This is a genomic window from Lysinibacillus fusiformis (assembly GCF_002845985.1).
GTDB lineage: Bacteria > Bacillota > Bacilli > Bacillales_A > Planococcaceae > Lysinibacillus > Lysinibacillus fusiformis_D.
Window position 1 is genome coordinate 136,403 of the sequence record NZ_PDFK01000002.1, and the last position, 24,854, is coordinate 161,256.

General features: G+C 39.0%; 25 protein-coding genes. 3 read left to right on the forward strand and 22 right to left on the reverse strand.

The features are described from left to right. Positions 1 to 4: 4 nt before the first annotated feature. From CRI88_RS06720 to hemW, 20 genes are all read right to left on the reverse strand, one after another. Positions 5 to 2,125: an HD family phosphohydrolase gene (locus CRI88_RS06720; protein WP_058844758.1), complete on the reverse strand. Its 2,121-nt coding sequence runs from the start codon at positions 2,123 to 2,125 to the stop codon at positions 5 to 7. Between the two features lie 536 nt (positions 2,126 to 2,661). After that, complete coding sequence (locus CRI88_RS06725) at positions 2,662 to 3,618, reverse strand: PhoH family protein (RefSeq protein WP_036121651.1); 957 nt, start codon at positions 3,616 to 3,618, stop codon at positions 2,662 to 2,664. Positions 3,619 to 3,620: 2 nt separating this feature from the next. Then, positions 3,621 to 4,733, reverse strand: a complete 1,113-nt coding sequence (locus tag CRI88_RS06730; protein ID WP_036121654.1) for a sporulation protein YqfD — start codon at positions 4,731 to 4,733, stop codon at positions 3,621 to 3,623. Position 4,734: 1 nt separating this feature from the next. Then, the gene (locus tag CRI88_RS06735) at positions 4,735 to 4,983 is read right to left on the reverse strand and encodes a hypothetical protein (RefSeq protein ID WP_036121657.1); all 249 of its coding nucleotides are present in this window, start codon (positions 4,981 to 4,983) and stop codon (positions 4,735 to 4,737) included. 54 nt (positions 4,984 to 5,037) lie between these two features. After that, complete coding sequence (locus CRI88_RS06740) at positions 5,038 to 5,517, reverse strand: hypothetical protein (protein WP_058844757.1); 480 nt, start codon at positions 5,515 to 5,517, stop codon at positions 5,038 to 5,040. A 25-nt stretch (positions 5,518 to 5,542) separates the two neighbouring features. Beyond that, positions 5,543 to 6,547, reverse strand: a complete 1,005-nt coding sequence (floA, locus tag CRI88_RS06745; RefSeq protein WP_036121665.1) for a flotillin-like protein FloA — start codon at positions 6,545 to 6,547, stop codon at positions 5,543 to 5,545. Positions 6,548 to 6,550: 3 nt separating this feature from the next. Continuing rightward, positions 6,551 to 7,879, reverse strand: a complete 1,329-nt coding sequence (locus CRI88_RS06750; RefSeq protein WP_058844756.1) for an NfeD family protein — start codon at positions 7,877 to 7,879, stop codon at positions 6,551 to 6,553. Positions 7,880 to 8,192: 313 nt separating this feature from the next. Then, positions 8,193 to 8,366, reverse strand: coding sequence for a 30S ribosomal protein S21 (gene rpsU, locus CRI88_RS06755; RefSeq protein WP_004227078.1), 174 nt, complete (start codon positions 8,364 to 8,366; stop codon positions 8,193 to 8,195). A gap of 271 nt (positions 8,367 to 8,637) precedes the next feature. Beyond that, entirely contained in the window at positions 8,638 to 9,207 is a 570-nt protein-coding gene (locus tag CRI88_RS06760) for a manganese catalase family protein (RefSeq protein WP_036121670.1), read from the reverse strand. 25 nt (positions 9,208 to 9,232) lie between these two features. Continuing rightward, a complete protein-coding gene (locus tag CRI88_RS06765) occupies positions 9,233 to 9,496 on the reverse strand; it encodes a spore coat protein CotJB (protein ID WP_058844755.1) in 264 nt (87 codons plus the stop codon). Continuing rightward, a complete protein-coding gene (locus CRI88_RS06770) occupies positions 9,493 to 9,717 on the reverse strand; it encodes a spore coat associated protein CotJA (RefSeq protein ID WP_101966494.1) in 225 nt (74 codons plus the stop codon). Before CRI88_RS06770 ends, CRI88_RS06765 begins: the two co-directional genes overlap by 4 nt. Before the next feature lie 125 nt (positions 9,718 to 9,842). Next, the gene (gene deoC / locus CRI88_RS06775) at positions 9,843 to 10,514 is read right to left on the reverse strand and encodes a deoxyribose-phosphate aldolase (RefSeq protein WP_036121676.1); all 672 of its coding nucleotides are present in this window, start codon (positions 10,512 to 10,514) and stop codon (positions 9,843 to 9,845) included. 351 nt (positions 10,515 to 10,865) lie between these two features. After that, positions 10,866 to 12,200, reverse strand: a complete 1,335-nt coding sequence (gene mtaB, locus CRI88_RS06780) for a tRNA (N(6)-L-threonylcarbamoyladenosine(37)-C(2))-methylthiotransferase MtaB (protein WP_036121680.1) — start codon at positions 12,198 to 12,200, stop codon at positions 10,866 to 10,868. Positions 12,201 to 12,215: 15 nt separating this feature from the next. Beyond that, positions 12,216 to 12,953, reverse strand: coding sequence for a 16S rRNA (uracil(1498)-N(3))-methyltransferase (locus CRI88_RS06785; RefSeq protein WP_058844754.1), 738 nt, complete (start codon positions 12,951 to 12,953; stop codon positions 12,216 to 12,218). An 81-nt stretch (positions 12,954 to 13,034) separates the two neighbouring features. After that, on the reverse strand, positions 13,035 to 13,976 hold the full coding sequence (gene prmA / locus CRI88_RS06790; RefSeq protein ID WP_036121686.1) for a 50S ribosomal protein L11 methyltransferase: 942 nt from the start codon (positions 13,974 to 13,976) through the stop codon (positions 13,035 to 13,037). A 22-nt stretch (positions 13,977 to 13,998) separates the two neighbouring features. After that, positions 13,999 to 15,117: a molecular chaperone DnaJ gene (dnaJ, locus tag CRI88_RS06795; RefSeq protein ID WP_036121690.1), complete on the reverse strand. Its 1,119-nt coding sequence runs from the start codon at positions 15,115 to 15,117 to the stop codon at positions 13,999 to 14,001. A gap of 227 nt (positions 15,118 to 15,344) precedes the next feature. After that, on the reverse strand, positions 15,345 to 17,186 hold the full coding sequence (dnaK, locus tag CRI88_RS06800; protein ID WP_036121693.1) for a molecular chaperone DnaK: 1,842 nt from the start codon (positions 17,184 to 17,186) through the stop codon (positions 15,345 to 15,347). A gap of 75 nt (positions 17,187 to 17,261) precedes the next feature. Next, positions 17,262 to 17,834 carry a nucleotide exchange factor GrpE gene (gene grpE / locus CRI88_RS06805; RefSeq protein WP_058844753.1) on the reverse strand — a complete coding sequence of 191 codons (573 nt, stop codon included), beginning with the start codon at positions 17,832 to 17,834 and terminating at the stop codon, positions 17,262 to 17,264. Positions 17,835 to 17,851: 17 nt separating this feature from the next. After that, entirely contained in the window at positions 17,852 to 18,880 is a 1,029-nt protein-coding gene (gene hrcA / locus CRI88_RS06810; RefSeq protein ID WP_058844752.1) for a heat-inducible transcriptional repressor HrcA, read from the reverse strand. An 89-nt stretch (positions 18,881 to 18,969) separates the two neighbouring features. After that, positions 18,970 to 20,115, reverse strand: a complete 1,146-nt coding sequence (hemW, locus tag CRI88_RS06815; protein WP_058844751.1) for a radical SAM family heme chaperone HemW — start codon at positions 20,113 to 20,115, stop codon at positions 18,970 to 18,972. Between the two features lie 213 nt (positions 20,116 to 20,328). Between hemW and CRI88_RS06820 the strand changes: the two genes are divergently transcribed. After that, positions 20,329 to 20,886 (forward strand): helix-turn-helix domain-containing protein, encoded by a 558-nt coding sequence (locus CRI88_RS06820; RefSeq protein ID WP_058845281.1) that lies wholly within the window; start codon positions 20,329 to 20,331, stop codon positions 20,884 to 20,886. Further along, entirely contained in the window at positions 20,826 to 21,713 is an 888-nt protein-coding gene (locus CRI88_RS06825; RefSeq protein ID WP_231745159.1) for an IS3 family transposase, read from the forward strand. Before CRI88_RS06820 ends, CRI88_RS06825 begins: the two co-directional genes overlap by 61 nt. Positions 21,714 to 21,796: 83 nt before the next feature. Here the strand turns inward: CRI88_RS06825 and CRI88_RS06830 are convergent, their stop codons facing one another. Continuing rightward, the gene (locus CRI88_RS06830; RefSeq protein ID WP_058844229.1) at positions 21,797 to 22,645 is read right to left on the reverse strand and encodes a DUF4179 domain-containing protein; all 849 of its coding nucleotides are present in this window, start codon (positions 22,643 to 22,645) and stop codon (positions 21,797 to 21,799) included. 115 nt (positions 22,646 to 22,760) lie between these two features. Further along, entirely contained in the window at positions 22,761 to 23,960 is a 1,200-nt protein-coding gene (locus CRI88_RS06835) for a DHH family phosphoesterase (protein ID WP_058844228.1), read from the reverse strand. A gap of 156 nt (positions 23,961 to 24,116) precedes the next feature. Between CRI88_RS06835 and CRI88_RS06840 the strand changes: the two genes are divergently transcribed. Then, positions 24,117 to 24,821 (forward strand): polysaccharide deacetylase family protein, encoded by a 705-nt coding sequence (locus CRI88_RS06840; RefSeq protein ID WP_036121717.1) that lies wholly within the window; start codon positions 24,117 to 24,119, stop codon positions 24,819 to 24,821. Positions 24,822 to 24,854 lie beyond the last annotated feature (33 nt).

Genomic DNA, 24,854 nt, shown 5'->3' on the forward strand with positions numbered 1-24,854 from the left:
CCTCCTACTTATCTGCCTTTGGATATTCAATACGTGAGTGGAAAATACCATTCAACGTTTCACAAAGAACTCTCTCTATACATTTTAACTCTTTTATCGAAATATCGCATTCATCAAACTGATTATCCTGTACACGATCATCAATGATCGCTCGTACTAGCTTATGAATTTTTTCAGCATTCGGCTCTTTCATTGAACGAACTGCTGCCTCAACACTGTCAGCAACACTAATAACCGCTGCTTCCTTAGTTTGTGGTTTTGGACCTGGATAACGGAGCTTTGCCTCATCAATGCTTTTTCCTTGTTCCTTCGCTTTAAACAAGAAGAACTTTAATAAACTTGTACCATGATGTTGTAAAGCGATATCGATAATTTCTTGCGGCATTTTATAGCGTTTTAACATGTCGGCTCCATCTGTTGTATGGGCGATAATAATTTCTGCACTTGTCTCAGGCGGTAAAGAATCATGCGGATTAATACCTGACATTTGATTTTCAATGAAAAAGGCAGGACGCTTTGTTTTACCTATATCATGATAATAACAACCAACACGCGCTAGTAAACCATCTGCACCAATTTCTTCACAGGCAGCTTCTGCTAAATTCGCTACCATTACACTATGATGATATGTCCCTGGTGCTTCCATTAGTAATTTTTTTAATAAAGGATGATTAGGATTGGATAGCTCAATTAAACGCAGCGACGATAATAAGCTAAATGCTGACTCAAAGAATGGTAAAAGTCCCATTGTTAATGCCCCTGAAAGCAAGGCAGATAACATAGCTGCAATCAAGTAAAACACTAATTCTGGCAAGCCGTAGGATGATTGTGTCATGAGTAAATAAAAGGCGATAAATGCCATGTTGACAAGGGAAATCACACCAACTGCATGTAAAATATGTGAGCGTTTTTCCACACTGCGCAAAAAGAACAGGCTTGCAAGCCCTCCAAAAATAATATACAACGTAATTTCCATTTGCATAACAGATGAATAGCCTTCTTGAAAAATAACACCTGCTGAGGCTGCGGTCATAACGGTAATGAGCACAGCTGCTCGTTCATCCGCTAATAATCGTACAAGCATTGTAGCTAATGCCGTCGGGAACAGAAAGGCAATCGTTACATCAAAGCCACCAGACACTAAGCTAATAAATTTCATGAGCAGGATTGACAACGTATAAACAATCACTGTCACTAATAAGGCATTGCGTTTTTTTCGTTCGTCAGCATCCCAACGCTCAAATAAAATATACATAAACATCATTTGCAGTAGCGTTAAAATAATAAGTCCAGCAATTGGCTTCAAGGATGCTTTATTACTTACCATACCCAATAGCTCTAATTGTCGGTAAGCCTCATTATCAATAATTTGACCTTCCTGCACAATGATTTGTCCTTGTAAGATTCGTGTCGGCTCGACGCTTTCCTTCGCCTGCTCTTTGCGAATTTTCGTTTGGTCTTCGTTAATTGTTTCATTTTCAATAATACTTGTACGCCCTATTAACACGACTGTATTGAATATTTTATCAGGATACCCTCGTTGCCCTCGAATCTTTGTCTCAAAATCATTTTGAGCAACAAAGACATTTTCAGGTCGGATAGACTTTTGTAAATAGTCCTCTACAAATTTGGATAATTGCGTACTAGTTCTGTTTAAATCTTCATCACTTTGCACTAACAGACCTTCCAACTGTGAATCTGTAAAGATTAATGGCATCTGGTCTTCATCTATTGATTCGAATTTTTTGCGAAGCTGTGCAACTTGATCGGCAATAGGTATAGGTTCCTTACTGTTTGCAACATCCTTTTTCACTTCTAGTACATAATCAAACAATGATGTTACAATCGCTGCTCTTTGCTTGGCGACATCCTCCGAAAATTGATAGACTGAATCCACTGCATTGGCGGCTTTTTCCCGCTCTAGCTGCGTCTTATAAGTGTCTTCAATCGTTTTGGTAGATCGTACGGTTTCAGGCGCAAGCTGTAGTGGTTTGAAATCATATGTAACTCCCTTAACATTGCCATACATAAACGCAAACTGTAGGCCGCCTGTTAAAATGAGAATGATGATAATAAAGTAGCGAAAACCGATAAGCTCTGTAAATTTTCGAAGTTGTTTCTCCATTTGGCACCTCCTCTATCTACCTACTATCATACCAATTCAACATACATTTTTCTCGAAAAATGTATAAGAAAGCAAAAAACAGCTATACAATTTTGCATAGCCGTCACATTTTTTCCCATATTTTGATTAATTTCGTAGTTTAGCTATTTGCTTTGTAATGATGATTTTAAAACACTATCACATCTGGCGCTTCGCTTGCCGGGCAGACTTTTTAAACCTTGTTGCCCCTGGCGCTTCGCTTGCCGGGCAGATTTTTTAAACCTCGTTGCCCCTGGCGCTTCGCTTGCCGGGCAGATTTTTTAAACCTCGTTGCCCCTGGCGCTTCGCTTGCCGGGCAGACTTTTTAAACCTTGTTGCCCCTGGCGCTTCGCTTGCCGGGCAGATTTTTTAAACCTCGTTGCCCCTGACGCTTCGCTTACGGGGCAGACTTTTTAAACCTCGTTGCCCCTGACGCTTCGCTTACGGGGCAGACTTTTTAAACCTCGTTGCCCCTGACGCTTCGCTTACGGGGCAGACTTTAGAATTGCTTCGCAATTCTAAAGTTGCTGTTCTTCGTAGGCTTGGATGATTTTGGCTACGATTGGGTGGCGTACGACATCGCCTTGTTCTAATACTTGGAAATGTATGGATTTTACATATTTTAATGTACGCTCTGCTACAATCAAGCCAGATTCCGTATTTTTAGGTAGGTCAATTTGCGTTTTATCACCTGTAATGACCATTTTAGAACCGAAGCCTAGACGTGTTAAAAACATTTTCATTTGCTGATGTGTTGTATTTTGAGCCTCATCCAAAATAACAAAGGCATCATCTAATGTACGACCACGCATATAAGCTAATGGCGCGATTTCTATTGTTCCGCGTTCAATCAGTCTTTGTGTTTGTTCAGCCCCGTAAATGTCGTTTAAAGCGTCGTAGAGAGGTCTAAGATAAGGATCTACCTTTTCCTTTAAATCTCCTGGCAGAAATCCTAGAGACTCTCCTGCTTCAACAGCAGGGCGAGTTAAAATAATTCGCTTTACATGCCCATTTTTAAGTGCCTGTGTTGCCATGACTACCGCTAAATACGTTTTCCCAGTACCGGCTGGACCAATACCAAAAACAACGTCTTTATGACGGATTGCTTGTATGTATTCTCGTTGACCAATTGTTTTTGCACGGATTGGCTTGCCTTTCGTCGTGCGTGCTATTTCTTCATCATAAAGTTCTGCAAAATATTCAATCGTGCCTTTTTGTATCATTTCAATCGCTGTTGTAACATCCCGTTGATCAATATTAATTCCTTTGCGAATGACCTTCAATAGTGCATGCAGAAGTAAGGTTGCCTGCTCCTTAGCATTTTCTTCACCAGCCAGCTGAATTTGCTCACCGCGCGTAATGATATGAACATTTAGTGCTTCTTCGACTAATTTCATATTTGCATCTGAAATACCGAGTAGCATAACCGCTTCGTTTGGATTATCCACCTGTAATACAGTTAACTGTTCTGACATAATCATTCTCCTTGTAGGCCTTGTATTGGACTTGCAATGTTTTCATTGACTAAAAATAGAACTTTCCCTTCAACTGTACCATTCCCCCACTTTGCCTGTAAAAGGTTTTCTTTCTTGATCATTGTTTTTGCAGGTAACGAACGTAACACTTTTTCATGCAGTAGAGGGATTAGCAATGACTCTATTTTCGATTCATCAAGCTCCACTTGCATCGTATTTGTCTGTTGTTCCTCTACAATCGAAACATAGGGGTCTAACCAATTCGGTAAATCCTTCTTTTGTACATAATCTACTTTTTCTTTGTGTATCCCCTTTAGCAATACTCGCCACTGCTTTTGCTGCACAGTTTCCATTGTAATCGTTGTTGGGATTTTGAACGAGCATTCAAGCCAATAGTCTGCAAATACCTCTCCCTTAGCCCCAACATAAACTTGATCTGTACCACTTTCAATAACACCACTCACAAGGACGTCTCCCTCATAGGCTGTATCATTTATTGAAATCTTCCGTTCACCATTTTGTATATTAAAATGAGTAATGACACCACTTTTCGTTGCGACTAAATGCGAAGCTAATTTGTCATTCGATTGCTCTGTTTGCTTCGGTGATTCCTGAGGTCTCAGTATTACTCGTCCGCCATGTTTATCAATATGCACCCATGATAGCTCTCGATGTTGCTCTAACAGCTTTTGACGTATGATGGTATTGGAAGGTAAACTTTTTTTAGAGAGCGGTGTTTCTAGTTGAAAGGTCTCTTGAAAGGTTTTGCCTAGCCGCTGCTCCAGTTCGGGTGTCGCTGCCTCAATGTCCACTCGCCAAATGACTTGTGCGCAGATAATAGGAATGACAATCATCAAGGTTAAGCCAAGCAAAGTCCAAAGCTGTGCTCGGAAAACTTGCAGCTCATCTGCATAAAAAACAGCCATTTTCAAACGAAACTGTCTTCGAGCACGGCGAATTTTTGGTAAGTAATGCATAGTTGTTTCAAAGGAAACTTCTTGCTCACGAAAGACTACACGCTTTAACGGAACATGCTGGGCGTGCAATGCTTGAATAAAAGGATGAACATTTTCATGGCGCTTTATACGTATAATGATAGGCCGATTATTCCACATTTTAGCTCACATCCATATTCTTTGCCTTTTTCATCTGAAGCTCCTGTAGATTATCAACAGAGAGATGAAGCATTTCTTCTTTTAGAGCATTAATCTTCACGGAATCTGCATTGACAGTAATATGATAATCTGCATAAACAAACGAACAGGTCGTAGCATCTGCATGGATAAACCGATAAGGTCCAATAATTTTTAATGATTCGTATTCTAACAATTCGAGTAGTGGCGTTAATTGAAATAATTTTTTCATAAAAAATGCCTCCTTCTTCGGCAATATATGCATCGAAAAAGGAGGACATGCTAGTTATTTTCTTTTTGCTTTAGGTGGTCCTAATATTTCAGCCATTACGATCGCTTGCATGAGATCGTTTTTCGATTGAGGTAATTGAAAAGTCGATGGCGCACCGACTGTTTGCACCTCTTTTTTCCCAGCAGCTAGACGTCCTCTACTTTCTCGAATAGAAGTACGACTAGGAACATCCGTTGGCATAACTGGCGGGGCCATATAGCTTGGTATTTCCTGCTTCACCTGTTCTTCGACCAACTTTTTAGGCTCTTCGGCTTTCTCATTTTCAGGAATCCAATCACCAATAAACTCTCGTGCAAAATCTTCAAAACTTTGCGCTCTCCCTGCACGATGCGGCGTTGTTTCCGCCATAACTGGAGGCTCTGCCGCTGTATCTTTATTAAAAGGAGGCATCTGTTTCTGAGGCTTTTTATTTTTTGATTTTCCGAAAATAGAGCTGGCTATGGCAATTAAGGCAAGAATTATTAATTGTTCCATATGTTAGTTCCGCTCCTTTCCGTTTTTAAGCATTTGGATCATTCGTGTCTGGCTTATCAGTGCTTACTTTTGAAATCGAGTCGCGCATCGCCGTATCCGCTTGAATGTTACGATAATTCATGTAATCCATAATGCCAAGATTACCAGAACGTAATGCTTCAGCCATAGCCTGTGGTACTTCTGCTTCAGCCTCTACTACTTTCGCCTTCATTTCTTGAACACGGGCAATCATTTCCTGCTCATTCGCTACAGCCATTGCACGGCGTTCTTCAGCTTTTGCCTGAGCAATGTTTTTATCCGCCTGTGCTTGTTCAATCTGTAATTCTGCACCGATGTTTTTACCGATATCTACGTCGGCAATATCAATGGATAAGATTTCAAAGGCTGTTCCTGAGTCCAAACCTTTTGATAATACTGTTTGTGAAATCATATCAGGATTTTCTAATACTTCTGTATGGTGCACAGCCGAACCGATTGTCGAAACAATCCCTTCACCAACACGGGCAATAACTGTTTCTTCACCAGCACCACCGACTAAACGCTCGATATTTGCACGCACTGTAATACGTGCCTTTGCTTTAACTTCAATCCCGTTCATTGCTACACCTGAAATAAATGGTGTTTCAATAACTTTTGGATTAACAGACATTTGAACCGCTTCTAATACATCTCGACCAGCTAAATCAATCGCTGCACAACGTTCAAAAGATAGTTCAATATTGGCACGGTGAGCTGCAATTAATGCATTGACAACACGGTCAACATTACCACCTGCTAAATAGTGACTCTCTAACTGATTAATCGTAACAGGTAAACCTGCTTTATGTGCTTTAATCAACGGATTGACAATTCGAGAAGGGATAACTCGACGTAAACGCATCCCAATTAATGTGAAAATACTAACACGAACGCCTGCTGCTAATGCAGAAATCCACAGTGCTACCGGTACAAAGGTAAAGAATACCGCAAGAACAATGAATAAAATAACCAGTCCAGCAATTGGACCAATTAAAGCTAAATCAAAACCCATTTTCTATTCCTCCATCTCTTTATCTGTTTGTCTCACAACAATACGTGAGCCTTCAACTTTAATAATTTCTACATGTTGATTGGCATCGATATAGCCACCTTCTGATACAATATCAATGCGTTCACTACCAAGTACCATTGTACCTGATGGACGTAGTGGTGTAAGCGTTTTCCCAATTTTTCCTAACAGTTCTGTGCGATTGACATTGGACACATACCCTTCTTCTGTCGTAGTTGCATCCATTAACACGAGCCTGTTTAAGACATGCATTTTTTTTCCGAAAAATTTCATCAGAATCACCATTCCTATCATCGCTATCACAAGCGCAATGAGAATTGCTACTATCATTTGCATCATATTTGCACCTGCCAGTATCAGACTTAGTAATATGAGCACGCCACCTAAAATTCCCACAATTCCTCCGGGGACAAAAAACTCTGCAATTACAAGTGCTAAACCAACTATAAATAACAATAATGTTTCATAACCAGCGAAGCCTGCAACCATATGTCCAAAGAAAAATAAACCAAGAGCTGATAGCCCCATTATACCTGGAACGCCAAATCCTGGCGAATATAGCTCCATCACCAGCCCTAAACTTGCGATAGACAATAAAATGGGTACAATGATTGGATTTGTAATAAAACGAGCCAATTTTTCAGAAAATGTTGGTTCGATGGGAATAATATCACTACCCTTAAGGTTTGTTTTCGCTAAAAGCTCCTGAAAATTTTTAACCGTTCCTTCAGAATAGCGAACCTCCAATGCCTCCGAAGCAGATAAGGTTAACAAATTCTTTCCGCCAGCACGGTATTCTGGTAGTTCATAGTTGGTATCTGCCATTGCTAATGCATACTTAGGATCGCGACCTGATGTTTCTGCCGCTGCCTGCATTTGAGCAAGCCAGGCACTATTAGCTTTTAAATCTGCTGCATTACCTGCTGAATCAATGACCGCTGCTGCACCGATTGTTCCATTCGGCACCATGTAAATCTCATCCGCATGTAAGGCTAAAAAAGCACCAGCTGAATGCGCATCCTTATTAATATAAGCAATTGTACGTATCTCCGTTGCATCCATAAGCATGGCGATATCACTTGCAGCATTCACAAATCCGCCAGGCGTATGTATATCTAAGATAATCGCCTCTGCATAGTTTTCTTCAGCCTCTTTAAAAGCTCGTTCTAAAAATGCATGAAGCCCTCGCTCTACTTCATTATGAATTGGAACATGGTAGACCTTACTACTTGCAAAAGCTGACGTTAATGGAAACGCTAACAAAAAAGTCATCCATATTACTAGTAAATAGCTGAGGATTCTCCGTCTTCGCATCTTTTTCCCTCCCTTCTAACATGCTTCTCCCTTGTATATACGGTCAATCATGCGAAAAGTTTCACAAATCTTAAAATTTTTTAAGTTTATTTAAGATTCATTTCCTTTGAATGATTGACACTTAGTATGCTACAAAAAAAGCCGAATGAATCAATAAGATATCATTCGGCTTTTTCATATGTACGTAAGCGTGAGCAATGTAAAATACCTGAAATCAATCCTCCATGTGATTAATTTCAGGTATAATTTTGTCTGCTCAGTGAATCATACAATTGCGTGTTATGAACGTAGGGATTTTTAATGGGAAATTAAATTACCACTTACGTTTACGTGCAGCTTCTGATTTCTTTTTACGTTTTACGCTAGGTTTTTCGTAGAACTCGCGCTTTCTAACTTCTTGAATTGTACCACTTTTTGATACAGTACGTTTGAAGCGGCGAAGAGCATCTTCAAGCGATTCGTTTTTGCGAACGACAGTTTTTGACATCTCTCTTTCCCTCCCTCCGAACACACGTCAATACACAATTAGGCAAATTACCTTCTGTTGTGTACTAAAAAATTATATCGTATTGTCTAATAATGGTCAATAGAAAGTGTGCGAAATTATCAAGTGAATTTTTGGTTTTATTTTTGTTAACTTATTCAAATTGTATTTAGCTAGCAATATATCCAATATTTATTCTTCCTTCTAGTAAAACATGATTTATTGACAAACAAAAAGGCTGTTTCAAGTCCCCCTTGATCCAGCCAGCCACTTTTTAGAAAACTTTCTTCTGATCTCTATCATCTTTTAAAATTTCAACAGCCTCTCTAAAACGCTGGGAATGGACAATTTCCCGTTCACGTAAAAACTTTAAGCTATCATTTAAATCTGTGTCATCTGATAAATCAATAATCCATTGATAGGTGGCACGCGCCTTTTCCTCAGCAGCTATATCCTCATACAAATCTGCAATAGGATCACCCTTAGCCTGAATATAGGATGCTGTAAATGGTACCCCTGAAGCATTCTGATAAAATAAAGCACGATCATGATTTACATAATGGTCGCCTAGACCAGCCTCCTTGAGCATTTCAGGTGTCGCATCTTTTGTTAGCTTATAGATCATCGTGGCAATCATTTCTAAATGTGAAAATTCCTCCGTTGCTATATCAGTTAAGAGCCCTACCACTTTGTCTGGTATGGTATAGCGCTGATTCATATAGCGAAGGGCTGCTGCCAGTTCCCCATCTGCTCCTCCATATTGCTCAATTAAAAACTTAGCAAGCATTGGATTGCATGTACTAACTTTTACCGGATACTGGAGCTTTTTTTCGTAATACCACAAAAATTATTCCTCCTAGTTCTTTTGATTAGACCTGCCATGGCCACGGCGTATCAATCCAATTAAACGGGTAATTCGAATAGCTTCTTCCAAAATTCATGAGCGGTCCATATTTCTGTTCGAAATCAACTTTAAGCTTCATGCTTTTCTCTGTATTTTCATTAAATTGCTGGATGGCATCATAATCGTGTGGATGGGTGTCTAAATAGAGGTTTAATTCCACAATGACGAAATCAATTGCCTGTATTTCTTCTAATTGCTTATAAAATTCAGGCGGCATCTTTTTAGTCATGCTTCACCCCTCCTTTTTAGGGGAAATGGATACGGGCTAAATAACTGTGGCCAAAGTGTTCCTGCCATTAGAGCTTCTCGTGGGGTTGGGAATTGTGGTAGTCCAGGTGGTTGAAAACCCATATATAATTGTGGTGGTGTAGCAAAGTATTTTACTTCGATAGGCTTACAAGGATCAAAAGGGCTAATATACGGTCTCCAAGCCTTATACTGTGTAAACATGGCATCCTCCTTTCTGTCTTCACATTCATCAGTGGAGTATATGTGCGGAAAAAAATATTATGTTTATTCAACACAAAGAAGCCATAAGCTCATGCAAATCTGTGCAAGAGCTTATGGCTTTAAAATTAGTAATTGGAATCAGCAATTAAGCCATTCATAATGGCAACACCAGAGCTTGCTCCAATACGTGTAGCACCAGCTTCTACCATTTTTTTCATATCCTCTAGGCTACGAACGCCACCTGAAGCTTTTACGCCCAATTCAGGACCTACTGTTTTACGCATAAGAGCAATATCTTCTGCTGTTGCACCACCAGTTGAAAAACCTGTTGATGTTTTCACATAGTCAGCACCTGCTGCCACAGCTAGCTCACATGCCTTCACTTTTTCTTCATCTGTTAATAAACATGCTTCAATAATCACTTTCACAAGTGCGCTGCCTTTAGCCGCTTCTACAACTGCTGCAATATCAGCTTGTACATGCTCATAGTTTTTATCTTTTAACGCACCGATATTAATGACCATATCTACTTCTTTTGCACCGTTAGCAATCGCATCTTTTGCTTCAAATGCTTTCACTGCTGGTGTGTTGGCACCGAGTGGGAAGCCAATAACCGTACAAACTAAAACATCTGACCCTTGCAATAATTCGCTACTACGCTTCACCCATGTTGGATTGACACATACTGAAGCAAAGTTAAATTGCTTAGCTTCTGCACATAATTTTTCAATTTGTTCCTTTGTTGCCTCAGCCTTTAATAATGTATGATCAATCATACGCGCAAAATTTTGTTCCATTGTTAAACGCTCCTTCATTAAGCAAGATGTACGTACCTCTTCGAATCATACCATTTTTTCTCGTTGCCGTCTAATTTCTTTCTTAGCCAATTATTCATTAAATGCTATGTCATTGTTTTTTGAAACTCTACTAAATGAAAATCCGCAGTGAATGGCTTTTCTGACCCTTCCTTATGCCAGTCGTGATAAACGCTCAGTAAGCTTAGAAATGACTGATATATCCTCTTCTATTTCTTCTCTCGTCACATTCATTTCTACTCTCTCAGTTTGATTTTCTTCATTATAACAAGAAAAGTGGAATATTCATCCAATAAAAAAGGATTGCCTCAAAAGCAGGCAACCCTTTGCATATTAATTAACTGTTTCTAAAACACGTACAAATTGTCCTTGTGAGTGTGGATAGCCTGCTTGTGTAATTTTTACTTTTACAAGCTGTCCAATCAGACTTTCTGGACCTTCAAATACGATTTTCAAGTAATTATCAGTATAACCTGTTAGAAGACCTTGCTCTTCACTGCCATCATGCACAAATTCTTCAGGAATCACTTCTAATACTTGATCTTCAAAACGAGATGCATATTCTTTTGCCAGTTGGTCATTTAAAGAGATCAGACGGTGTACACGCTCATTTTTAATGTCTTCATCAATTTGATCCTCCATGCGGGCAGCTGGTGTACCTGTACGTGGAGAGAATGGGAAGACGTGTAGTTCAGAGAATTTATGATCACGAATAAAGTTGAACGTTTCCATAAACTCTTCCTCTGTCTCACCTGGGAAACCAACAATAACATCAGATGTTACAGCTAAATCTGGTAAAGCTTCATGTAATTTCGTTAAACGTTCCCCGAAAAATTCCATTGTATATTTACGACGCATACGTTTTAACACCGTATCAGAACCCGATTGGATTGGAATGTGTAAATGATTAACGACAATCTTCGACTCACGAAGGACTTCGATGACTTCATCAGTCAATTGACTAGCTTCAATGGACGAAATACGAAGACGCTTTAAGCCTTTTACATTAGCCTCTAAATCACGTAGTAACTGAGCAAGATTATAATCTTTTAAGTCTTGTCCATAGCCACCCGTATGAATACCCGTTAAAACAATTTCAAGATAGCCAGCCTCAACTAATTGCTGGGCTTGATGTAATACTTCTTGGGGATCACGAGAACGCATTAAGCCACGTGCCCATGGGATAATACAAAATGTACAGAAGTTGTTACAGCCTTCTTGTATTTTTAAGGAAGCACGTGTACGGTCTGTAAATGCTGGTACATCTAATTCCTCATAAACGCGATTTTTCATAATATTACGTACGGCATTAATCGGTTGTCGTTCTGAACGATATTGATCGATATAGCCTAATAATTTCGTACGATCCTGTGTTCCTACAACAATATCTACGCCAGGAATCGCCATAATTTCAGCTGGGGATGTCTGTGCATAGCATCCCGTTACACAAATAACAGCATCAGGATTTTGTCGAACTGCGCGACGAATCACCTGACGAGATTTCTTATCTCCAGTATTGGTAACTGTACATGTATTAATGACATAAACGTCTGCTTGATGATCAAACTCTGTACGATCATAGCCATCTTCTTTGAACAGTTGCCAGATTGCTTCTGTTTCGTAATGATTTACTTTACAGCCAAGTGTGTGAAAAGCCACTTTTGACAAGGCTGAACACCTCTTTCATTCAAATTCATAGGATATGGCAGACAGTGCATATAATGGCGCTGTTTCTGCTCGTAAAATTCTTGGTCCTAATGACATAGTTTGAGCGCCTGCATGTAACAGCGCTTCTGACTCTTGACGAGAAATGCCCCCCTCTGGACCAAAGATTATAAGCATTGATTTCGACTTCTTATCATACACGTTTTTTAGCTTCTCCGCAAACCTTGTGCGCTTTTCAGCCTTTGCATCCTCTTCATCTGCAATAAAAACGGCATCGAATTGATCTATTTGTTGTAGGAGCTGTTTAAAGGTAATTGGTTCAAAAACCTCTGGGATATGTGTGCGATGGGCTTGTTCTGCGGCCTCTTTAGCAATTTTTTGTAATCTTTCTTGCTTTTTTGCCCCTTTTTTCTTGTCCCACTTCACAATGGAACGTTCAGCTTCAAATGGCCGTAACGCAAACATCCCAAGCTCCGTCGCTTTTTGTGTAATTAGCTCTAGCTTATCGCCCTTTGGCAAGCCACAAGCTACTGTTACATAAATAGGTAGCTCTGGTGAAGGTATTGTTTGACCAGTCGTTTCAATCACGACCTCATCCCCTTCAAACCCTTCGATTGTACATATATGAGCGGTGTTTTGTGCAACAACAACGATTTTGTCGCCCTGCTTCATCCGCATTACTCGCTCAATATGGCGTGCATCTTCTCCGCTAATACGTGCATTTTCTATGGCTGTTTCAATAAAATAACGTTGCATGCTACACAGTCCTTTCTAGCAAGACAGGAAAACGCCAAATCACAAGCACACGGCTTACGATTTGGCGCTTCTTCAGTCAGGTTATAGCGGTCGACGAGCAATAATAGCTACCCAATCTTCCATTAATAATACTTCTTCAATCACAAAGCCTGAAGCTTCTAGTGCTGCTTTGACATCATCACGTTTTGCCCCGATAATGCCTGAAGTGACATATAATCCACCTGGTTTCACAATTGTAAATGCGTCGTCAGTGAAGGACATAATGATTTCGGCCAAAATATTAGCCACCACCACGTCTGCTGGTTCTTTGACAGTATCTAATAAGTTACCATGGAATACCTCTACCTTATCTTCTACTTTATTCAACGCCACATTTTCTTGTGCCGAACGTACAGCTACCTCGTCTAAATCGAGAGCATGCACACTTTTAGCACCAAGTAATGCTGCACCAATAGATAATACACCGGATCCTGTACCGATATCGACAACTGTATCCTCTTCTTTAATGACCTTTTCAAGTCCTTGTAAACACATCACCGTCGTTGGATGTGTACCTGTACCAAAAGCCATACCAGGATCTAATTCAATAATCAGTTCATCTGTTGAAACAGGTGTATAATCCTCCCATGTTGGTACGATTGTAAAGCGTTCAGAAATTTTGACAGGATGGTAGTATTGCTTCCAGGCAGTTGCCCAATCTTCCTCATTGACTTCAACAATGGAGACAACATTTTCACCGATATCAATGTTAAAGTTCGTCAAGTTTGTGATGGCTGCTTTAATTTCTTCGACCGTTTCATTTAAAAAACTAGACTCTGATAAATAAGCTTTGACAATGACGCCATCTTTCGGAAAATCATCTTCATTTAGCGCATAAATTTCACCATATTGATCTTCACGTGGCTTCGCAAATTCTGCAGAATCTTCGATGACAACACCACTTGCACCTGCTTCATGCAAAATATTCGAAATTGCTTCTACCGCTTCATTTTTTGTATGAATGGATAATTCAGACCACTTCACGTAGCTCTTCAGCTCCCTCTAATTATTCACCTTGGAATTTTTTCTTAATTTTATCGAATAGTGAACTACCTTGTTCTTCAGGGATATCGCCACTAATTTCAGCAAATTCTCGTAGTAATTGCTTTTGCTTTTCTGTTAATTTCTCAGGTGTCATGACTTTGACCGTTACATACTGATTCCCCATACCATAGCCATGAACATTTTTAACGCCTTTATCTTTAAGACGGAATTGGGCACCTGACTGTGTGCCAGCTGGGATACGTAATTTGACTTTACCATGCACTGTAGGCACTTCAATTTCATCTCCAAGTGCGGCTTGAGGGAATGTCAACTTCAACTCGAAGTAAATATCGTCCCCATCACGTTCAAATTCTTTATGCCCTTGAACACGGAACATAATATATAAATCCCCTGCAGGACCACCGTTAATACCTGGTTCACCTTGACCCGATACACGAATTTGTTGTCCATCATCCACACCTGCTGGAATCGTCACTTTAATTTTCTTGCGTTTTTGAACTTTTCCTTCTCCACGACAAGTTGAACATTTTTCTTTAATGATTTTACCTGTACCATGGCAAGTCGTACATGCACGACGGTTCATCATGCGACCAAACGGTGTATCCACTGCTTGGTTGATTTGTCCAGCCCCATTACATGTCGAACATGTTTCTGGCTGTGTGCCTGGCTTCGCTCCTGAGCCATGACATGTTTCACACGTTTCATCTTTCGGAATTTCTATTTCTGTTTCTTTCCCAAAAATAGCTTCCTCAAATTTAATATTCATGCGATATTGTAGATCATCGCCTTTACGTGGCGCATTTGGGTCTTGACGGCGACCACTACCACCGAAGAAAGAGCTGAAAATATCCTCGAAGCCGCCAAAGCCGCCGCCTCCAAAGCCACCACCAAAGCCCGCATTCGGGTCTTCATGACCAAATTGGTCGTAGCGTGCTTTTTTCTGGTCGTCGCTTAATACTTCATATGCTTCAGCGATTTCTTTGAATTTTTCATCTGCACCCGGCTCTTTATTAAGATCAGGGTGATATTGTTTTGATAATTTACGGTATGCTTTTTTAATTTCATCTTTAGAAGCTGATTTTGTTAAACCAAGCACCTCGTAATAATCGCGTTTCTCCATGATTCACACTCCGCTCTGTTTGCATAAAATCTATTGTAACATGCAGTTGTTAAAACTGCCTTATTTTTTCGATTAATCATCCCATAAAATTGAGGTTTTCACTTCCTAGCAGCTAACGTATGCAACTATTCCATAAATGGTGTCATTTACGTGAAGCGATCACAACATCATGACAAAAGCCAAAGCCGCAAGCGGTCTTTGGCTTTTTCACTTAACTGTGTTACTTCCTATTTATCATCTTTTACTTCTTCGAAATCAGCGTCTACAACACCGTCATCTTTTTTACCAGCGCCAGTGTCTGCACCTGCGTCGCCACCTTGAGCCGCTTGAGCTGCCGCTGCCGCTTGCTCATAAACTTTCATCACTAGTGGCTGTAATACGCCTTCTAATTTTTCTTTTGCTGCTTTAATGCCTTCTAATTCACCAGCTTCAAGCGCTTTTTTCAATTCATCACGAGCGTCTTCAACAGATTTTTTCTCATCTTCTGTAATTTGCTCGCCTAAGTCAGCAATTGTTTTATCCACTTGGAATACTAATTGGTCTGCTTCGTTGCGAAGATCTGCTTCTTCTTTACGTTTAGCATCCGCTTCAGCATTAGACTCTGCGTCTTTTACCATGCGTTCAATTTCTTCCTCTGATAAACCAGAATCAGATTGAATCACAATTGTTTGCTCTTTGTTTGTACCAAGGTCTTTCGCTTTGACAGATACGATACCGTTTTTATCAATATCGAATGTTACTTCGATTTGAGGTACACCACGTGGTGCTGGTGGAATATCTGCTAATTGGAAGCGACCTAATGTTTTATTGTCAGCTGCCATTGAACGCTCACCTTGTAGAACATGAATATCTACTGCTGGTTGGTTATCAGCTGCTGTAGAGAATACTTGTGATTTAGAAGTAGGAATTGTTGTGTTACGGTCGATTAATTTTGTGAACACGCCACCCATTGTTTCAATACCAAGTGAAAGTGGTGTTACGTCAAGTAATACTACGTCTTTTACATCACCTGTTAATACGCCACCTTGTACAGCAGCACCCATAGCTACTACTTCGTCAGGGTTTACACCACGGTGAGGCTCTTTACCAGTTTCTTTACGTACCGCTTCTTGTACTGCTGGAATACGCGTAGAACCACCAACTAAAATAACTTGGTCGATTTCAGAAGTTGAAAGACCTGCATCAGATAATGCTTGACGTACTGGTCCAACTGTACGATTTACTAATGGTAATGTAATTTCGTCAAATTTTGCACGAGTTAAAGAAATTTCTAAGTGTAAAGGACCTGCTTCACCAGCTGTAATGAATGGTAAAGAGATTTGTGTTGATGTTACACCAGATAAATCTTTTTTCGCTTTTTCAGCGGCATCTTTTAAACGTTGCATCGCCATTTTATCTTTTGATAAATCAATACCGTTTTCTTTTTTGAATTCAGCTACTAGATATTCAATAACCGCGTCATCGAAATCATCCCCACCCAGTTTGTTATCACCAGCTGTAGCTAATACTTCAAAGACACCGTCACCTAACTCAAGGATAGATACATCAAACGTACCGCCACCAAGGTCAAATACTAATACTTTTTGGTCTTGGTCTTGTTTGTCTAAACCATAAGCAAGTGCAGCGGCAGTTGGTTCGTTGATGATACGCTCTACTTCTAGACCTGCGATTTTACCAGCATCTTTTGTAGCTTGGCGTTGTGCATCATTAAAGTAAGCAGGAACTGTAATAACTGCTTTTGTTACTTTTTCCCCTAAGTAATCTTCTGCATAACCTTTTAAGTATTGAAGAATCATAGCCGATACTTCTTGTGGTGTGTAATCTTTATCTTCTACTGTTACTTTATCAGCTGTACCCATTTTTGATTTAATAGACATAATTGTATTAGGGTTTGTTACAGATTGACGTTTCGCTACTTCACCAACTTGACGTTCACCATTTTTAAATGCAACAACAGATGGTGTCGTACGGTTACCTTCTGGATTTGGAATTACTTTTGGTTCTCCACCTTCAAGTACAGAAACGCAAGAGTTTGTTGTTCCTAAGTCAATACCAATAATTTTGCTCATTAAAATTTCCTCCTATTATGTCAACGCAAGGGATGCGTTTTCTAACTAATTTTAATTGACTAAATAGTACAAGGACTATTCGTTCACAGATACCATTGTTGGGCGTAAAACACGATCCTTTAAGATATACCCTTTTTGGAGCTCGCGTAAGACAACACCCGTCTCTTTTTCACTATCTTGTTCTTGCATAACAGCTTGGTGAATAGTTGGATCAAATTGCTCACCTTCAGCTTTAATGACTTGTAGACCTTCTTTTTCTGTCGCTTCAATTAAAGAGCGGTACACCATTTCAATCCCTTTAATGATGGATGCAGTTTCTTCAGAAGTTGTCTCTACTTGTAGAGCACGCTCAAAATTATCAAGAACTGGCAATAAGTCAGATAGTAGGTTTTGCGCACGGTACTTCTCAGCAGCCTCACTGTCTAACTGATGACGACGACGCATATTATCGAAGTCAGCACGTAGACGTAGGTGACGATTTTCCTCGTCATCTAGCTTTGCTTGTAGCTCAGCCAGCTTCGCCTCATACTGTTCTTCAATAGATAATTCTACTTCTTCTTGAACTTCTGATTGTGTTACTTCCTCTGCTGTCGTTTCAGCTTGTACATCTTCTTGTACTAAATCTTTGTTTTCCGTTGTTTCCGTCACTTGAATCCTCCTCATTATCATTCACTACGATTTTTCATAAAGGCTTGTGTTAAATCCAAGCGCATTATGTCTAATAAAGCCACGACACGCTTATAATCCATACGTGTTGGGCCAATGATAGCAATGGCTCCCTGTTGGTCATCACCAATGGAATAGGTAGTGGTAATGACACTGCAATTTTCCATTTCTAATTGTTTATTTTCTGAGCCTATCCGAATATGAATACCTGATTCGTTCGGATGGAAAAGGGACTGCACTTGGCTAGTCGTCTCCATCAAGTCCAAAATCATGCGAACTTTATTTAAATCATGGAATTCTGGTTGGTTGAACATATTCGTTTTCCCACCATAGAAAATTTTACTTTCTGAATTATGCATTGTTGCTGTTACGAGCGCGCGAATAAAATCATCCGCTGATCTAATATGTTGCTGTAACACGGCTAGCACTTCAGCTTCAAGGCTTTTATGGAGATCTTCTAAGGATACACCAATCAGGCGATCATTTAAGATATTGACCATTTTCTCTAAATCAGAAGCGGTAAAATCTGGCGGTAAGTTGAACATGCGATTTTCAACATGCCCATTATTCGTTACGATAATTGCTACTGCTGTATCGCTAGAAAGAGGGACAATTGAAAATCGTTTGACACGATGCCTTTGAACATCAGGTCCTAAAAGTATGGAAGTATACGATGTCAGCTCCGATAGAATGTTGGCTGACTTTCGGATAATATGCTCTACTTCTACTAGTCGATCATTAAAAATTGATTGGATTTGTTGAATGTCCTTCGAATTAATGCCTTGAGGACTCAACAAATGATCTACATAAAATCTGTAACCCTTTTCTGAAGGCACTCGACCAGAGGAAGTATGTGTTTTCTCTAAGAAGCCTAATTCCTCTAAATCCGCCATTTCATTTCGAATAGTGGCTGGACTAAATGTAATCCCTTGTTTTTTGGAGATTTGGCGAGAACCTACCGGCTGTGCAGACACAATAAAGTCGTCTACAATGACTTGCAATATCTGTAACTGCCGATTTGTTAGCATGATTATCACCTCTGTTAGCACTCGACTAAGAGGAGTGCTAATACTATTATTAAGTTATCAAATCCCACATTTTATGTCAACGATATCGCTCAATCTTCTAGCAAAAATTGTTGAAAAACTTCATTGCCCACAAAACGTCCTTTTCTAGTTAGACGAACACCCACCTTATCTTGTTCTAAAAGATCTTTTGAAACTAAATCTTTTATAACAGTCTCATAATGAGCAGCCATTGGTGTTTTAAATTTTTCTTCATATATAGTGTGCATAACCCCCGCTGTTTTTCGCAGCCCTAAAAACATTTGTTCTTCTCTTTTTTCCGCTGGAGATACTTCATGTTCATGAACAATAGGTAGCTCATTTACAAAAACAGCATCCATATATTTTCTTAATGGACCATGATTGGAGTAACGTATGCCCTTTAAATAACCATGGGCACCCGCCCCAAACCCTGCATATTCATCATTATCCCAATAAATCTTGTTATGCTCTGAATGGAAGCCTGGTTTTGCAAAATTACTAATTTCGTATTGTTGAAGTCCATGTAAAGCCATTTGCTGCATCAACACATCATACATATCTGCTTCGAGATCTTCCGTTGGTAAATACAACTTGCCTTTTGTGTATTGATTATAAAAAATCGTTTTTGGCTCTACAATAAGAGAGTAGGCAGAGAAATGGGGTAAATCAAGGGCAAAAGCTTTGTCTAATGAGTCCTTCCATTGAGCCATCGTTTGCCCAGGTAAACCATACATTAAATCAATGCTAATGTTTTGAAAGCCAATTTTTCTAGCCAAAGCGATTGTTTCATAAACATGGTCATTACTATGAGTGCGTCCAATCTTCTGTAACAGCCCTTGGTCAAAAGATTGCACACCCATGCTTAGACGATTGACACCACCATCAAACAACACTCGCAATTTTGCCGCAGACAATTCATCCGGATTAGCCTCTGATGTAAATTCTGTCACACTCTCCATCGGAATATACGTATGAATATACGTTAGTAGTTTGTCCAATTGCTCCGGTGATAAAGCAGTTGGTGTCCCACCTCCAAGAAAAATCGTTTCGATATTACGAAAATTGTCCGGATATTTTTGTGTGGCAAGAGCCATCTCTTTACCAAGTGCTTCTATATATTCATCCACTGGTTGGTTTTTAAAGTAAAATTTATTGAAATCACAATAATTACAAATTTGATGACAGAAAGGAATATGAATGTAAACACCTCGTGCCATAGCAATCCCTTCTTTCTCGTTAAGTCTTTTCCATTTCTACATTATAACGAATCAATAGAAGGAACGCTATGAAACCATCTAGCGAGTTTTCCATACATATCTGCAAGGTTAGCTTCTTTTTCATTTAGTTCTAGAAAAAACTGCACTCCGATTGTTAGCACGTTGGTGCTGCACCCCAAAAGTTAGAGTAAAAAACTTTTGGGGTGTTTTTTTATGGCAAAATATAGCGATGAATTTAAGTTAAAGGTTGTGAAAGAGTATTTAACAGGAAAAATAGGTCTTAAACGATTAGCTAAAAAATATTCCATTCCATCTAATACAGCAATTAGAACATGGGTAGCTGCCTACAAAGCATATGGGAATAATGGTATTAAACGAAAAAGAAGTAAGGAAGTCTATTCTGTTCAATTTAAAGTAGAAGTATTACACTTTATGAAACAAACAGGTGCTTCCTATCAAGAGACAGCGATTCAATTTAAGATGAACAATCCACGTTTAATCGCTAAATGGAACCAAAAATTTCTGGAAGAAGGGATAGAGGGCCTGCAAGAAAAAGCAAAGGGGCGCCCATCTATGTCGAAAAAATCAAAACCAACTAAACAAGAAAAAGAAATGTCACGTGAGGAGCAGTTAGAACGTGAAAATGAACTGCTTCGTCTAGAGGTGGCATACTTAAAAAAGTTGAAGGCTTTTCGAGAGAACCCGGAAGCATTCCTCGGAAAGCACAAGCAGTCATTGCCTTTGAACTCAAAGAAGAAGGATTCCGATTAAAAGACATTTTAATGCATGTAGATATTCCAGAAGCTACGTATCATTATCACATCAAGCAACTGCATCAGGAAGATCCAGATAAGGGATGGCAAACGTTGATTTTAGAGACGTTTAAGAAACATGAAGGACGATATGGCTATCGTCGTATACATACGGAGTTAAAAGCGCAAGGCTACATCATTAATCACAAAAAAGTACAGCGCATTATGCAGGAATTAGATTTGAAATGTGAGAAATTCGTCCGCAAGTCGCGCTATAAATCGTATAAAGGTACGGTTGGAAAAGTGGCGAAAAATCGTTTAAATCGCCGTTTCTATACGCATTACGCCGTACAAAAAGTGGTGACAGACGTAACTGAATTCAAATGTACAGATGATGAAAAACTATATCTGAGCCCAATTATGGACTTATATAACGGAGAGGTTATTGGGTTCAGTATGTCTAAACGGCCTACAATGGATTTTGTGCTGGACTCATTGAAACAAGCCCTTCCAGTCATTCGAGAACGTGCAGAATATCGAACAACAATCCATTCAGATCAAGGCTGGCACTATCAACATAATAAATGGGTGAAAACATTAAAGCAGAACAAGATTTTCCAAAGCATGTCTCGCAAAGCAACGTGTGCAGACAATGCAGCAATGGAAAACTTCTTTGGCTTACTCAAACAAGAAATGTATTACGGGGAAGAATTAGTCTCATATGACGTGTTAAAAAAGAAAATTGAAAAATATATCCACTACTATAACAACGAACGTATTAAACAAAAATTGGCCGGCATGAGTCCGGTAAAATACCGAACTCATGCCAGCCAATTAGCTGCATAAATAAAAACTCTAACTTTAAGGGGTCACTACCTTTCTAACAAATCGGAAGTGCAGTTTTTCATATATAACAAATGACTACAACTTTATTCTTTTTTTATTTTGATGCCGTCAGCAACTTTACTGCCATCCTTCTTGACAGGAATTAATGTATATTTTTTTTCTGTTAAATAAAGTGCATCTACGCGACTTCCCCACTTTGTCCCCTCTTTATTTAATGGATAGGGTGTAGCAAAGTTCCATGATTGTCCTGCCTTTGATTGGATTTTAAAATAAACTGCATCATTGACAATGCTTTGATCGGCATGAAAATAAATCGTTGTTGAGATGGGTGTGGAGACAACTTTATCAATCGTTATTTCCTGTTGATTGACATGATTGACTTTTTTATTAATCACAAAGATTTTTCGATCTTCTTGTAATTGTTCCTGAGAAGCCTCTACCTGAAATTCCCAAGGTTTATCAATCGGTGTTTCTACATTCCAATCTTTATAACGAATAGCTAATGCTAAATCTTCGTCTGACGGAAAATCATCCATTTTGATACTATTGTATATGGTATATACATTTTTAGACTGGACAATGGATTGACCTCCATTACGAACCATATAATCTTTCCCATTGACGAGTATTTGAGGGAAGAAAAATATTTGGTGTTTTGGTGTAAATGCTTTCACAGGCTCAAAGGTAGCATTCAGTAAAATTTGATTGTCATCAATAATCACTTCATTTAACGTTAAACGCCCTAAGCTATTGCTTGCTGTCTTCCCTACCTCTGTTTTATAGGCTTCGAAATCCACATCTCGATTGCACCACAAATACAGCAATGATCCACTAACGACCATCAATAAAAAGATAACAACTATTCCTCGTTTTTTTCTGCGTCCTCGATTTTCCTTATCCAAATCCACTACTCGCAGTATATCATTGGACAACCGTACACCTCATTTTTATAAATATCGTTATAATTCATTGTAGTTTGTAACAAAGCATTATATAACCTTGTTTAAAAGCAAGACAGGACGAATCCATTATGTATAAAAGGAATTTTTACATTCCTTTATGCTGATGACGAACTTTATTGGCTATTTGCATTAAATAGTCCACAAAGAGATCATCTCTTACTAACCACACCTGATAATTTCGCTTTAAAAACCACTCCGCTTCATGAAAGCTAGCAAAGTTTTGCGCTAATGGCGTGTTATTCTTTTCAATCCCCCAGTCAATATCGTCGCTTGAAAAAAGAATAAACACATCCTCTTGCTGATTTTTATAAAATGTTCCAAATGAAGAAGCCTTTAAATTATAACGATTCCTTTTCGCATCCTCTGGAATAGGCTCTATGTGGAAGGTTGCCAATACAAACTGTTTGTAGGCTTCCATCGTTAAAGAGCAGCCCGCAGCCTTTTGATGTCCGCCTCCACCATAAACAGCGGCAATAGCTGACACATCTATATGGTCATGAACCGTTCGAAAGGATATTCTTTTACTGCCCATATTGATCATCGCAATATAATCAAGATGCATGTTTTCCTTACCTAATTCATTACCAAGCTCAGAATGATAGGATTCCGCATAAACAACGCCAGCATAAAAGTCGCCCAAATTGGTTTGCACAAGTTCTCGTTTCTTCCGCCGAATATAACGCTCTATTTTTTCTTCTTCCATACTTAAAATTTTCTTTTCAAATTCATCAAAATCAAAGCGATCACTTATTTTTAAACGATCCAGCATTTTCTCTTCAAATTCTTCAATGGATACTAGAAAAAACAGTGCATTTAATCGTTGCGCTTGAAAATTGCCGTTCTTTTCCCATTCCCATGTATCATATTGTCTTACTAACTCTACGAATTCTGAAATGGCGGCTGTTTTTTCTAATAAACCATGGGTCACCAAGTACTGATACAATAAAGAAGTAGCGGACGTTAAATAGCCATGCTCATCTTCAATTAAAACCTTTCCCCATTCATACTGATTGAAATGCAGCGCTGTTTTATGATGGTCCAGCAATTGTACATTCCCAGTTGCCTGATAATAGTCCTGAATCCTTTTTTCATTTTCTTCGTTTGGAGAAAGATCTGTAATAAACAAAAATGTTTTCTGTTGATCATTCTCCAAAAAGAATTCTATTTCACGGTCAAGTGCCGTAATAGAATTGTAGCGTATCCTTACCTTATCGTTAAAAGCAAGCTTTGCTAAAATCCCACACCCTACTCCATCTAAATCATTATGTGATAATAATTTATACATCTCTTCACCTCCCATGTAGTATGGTTATTTTTTTGTGATTCAAACAGAAAGTGGTAGCTAAAAATTGCAGTACGGACAAAGCGTCATTGAAATTGGATTCAAGTTAACATACATTTAAAACATGATATCGATTTGGACAAAGAGAGGAGTCTGTTCATGAAACGGAAACTAATTACTATTGGCATAGTTCTTCTACTAATGTGTGCTTTCGCATTTTCAGCTTATAAACTAATGAACGCTCGTAACTATCAATTGTTTGGCAATATTACTTCTCATGTTGACACACAGGAAAAGGTGGCTGCCCTGACATTCGATGATGGACCAACTGACAAGACAGACGCTATTTTAGCGTTACTAGAAGACTACCAAGTAAAAGCAACGTTTTTTCTAATTGGACAGGATATTGAGAAGCATCCAGAAGAAGCAAAGAAAATTGCAGTAGCAGGCCATCAAATTGGCAACCATACGTATTCGCATAAGCGTATGGTATTGAAAAGCCCTTCCTTTATTAAAAATGAAATAGAAAAAACAGATGCACTCATTGCTAGCATTGGCTATCAACAAACACCTTTCGTCAGACCACCCTATGGTAAAAAACTAATCGGCTTTCCCCATTATTTACATAAACATCAACGTGAGACCATTACATGGAACTTAGAGCCCGATACGTTCTTTACAAAGGCAGAGGAAAAAATAAATTATGTGAAAGAAAATATTCAACCAGGTTCTATTATTTTAATGCACCCTATGTACGACCATACAGACAATGAATTACAGGCAATAGAAGGCATTCTTCAAACGCTTATTGATGAAGGCTATACATTTGTTACGATAGAAGAACTTTTACAATATCAAAAATAATCACCCCTGTTGCCAAGAATCTGCATCACCTTT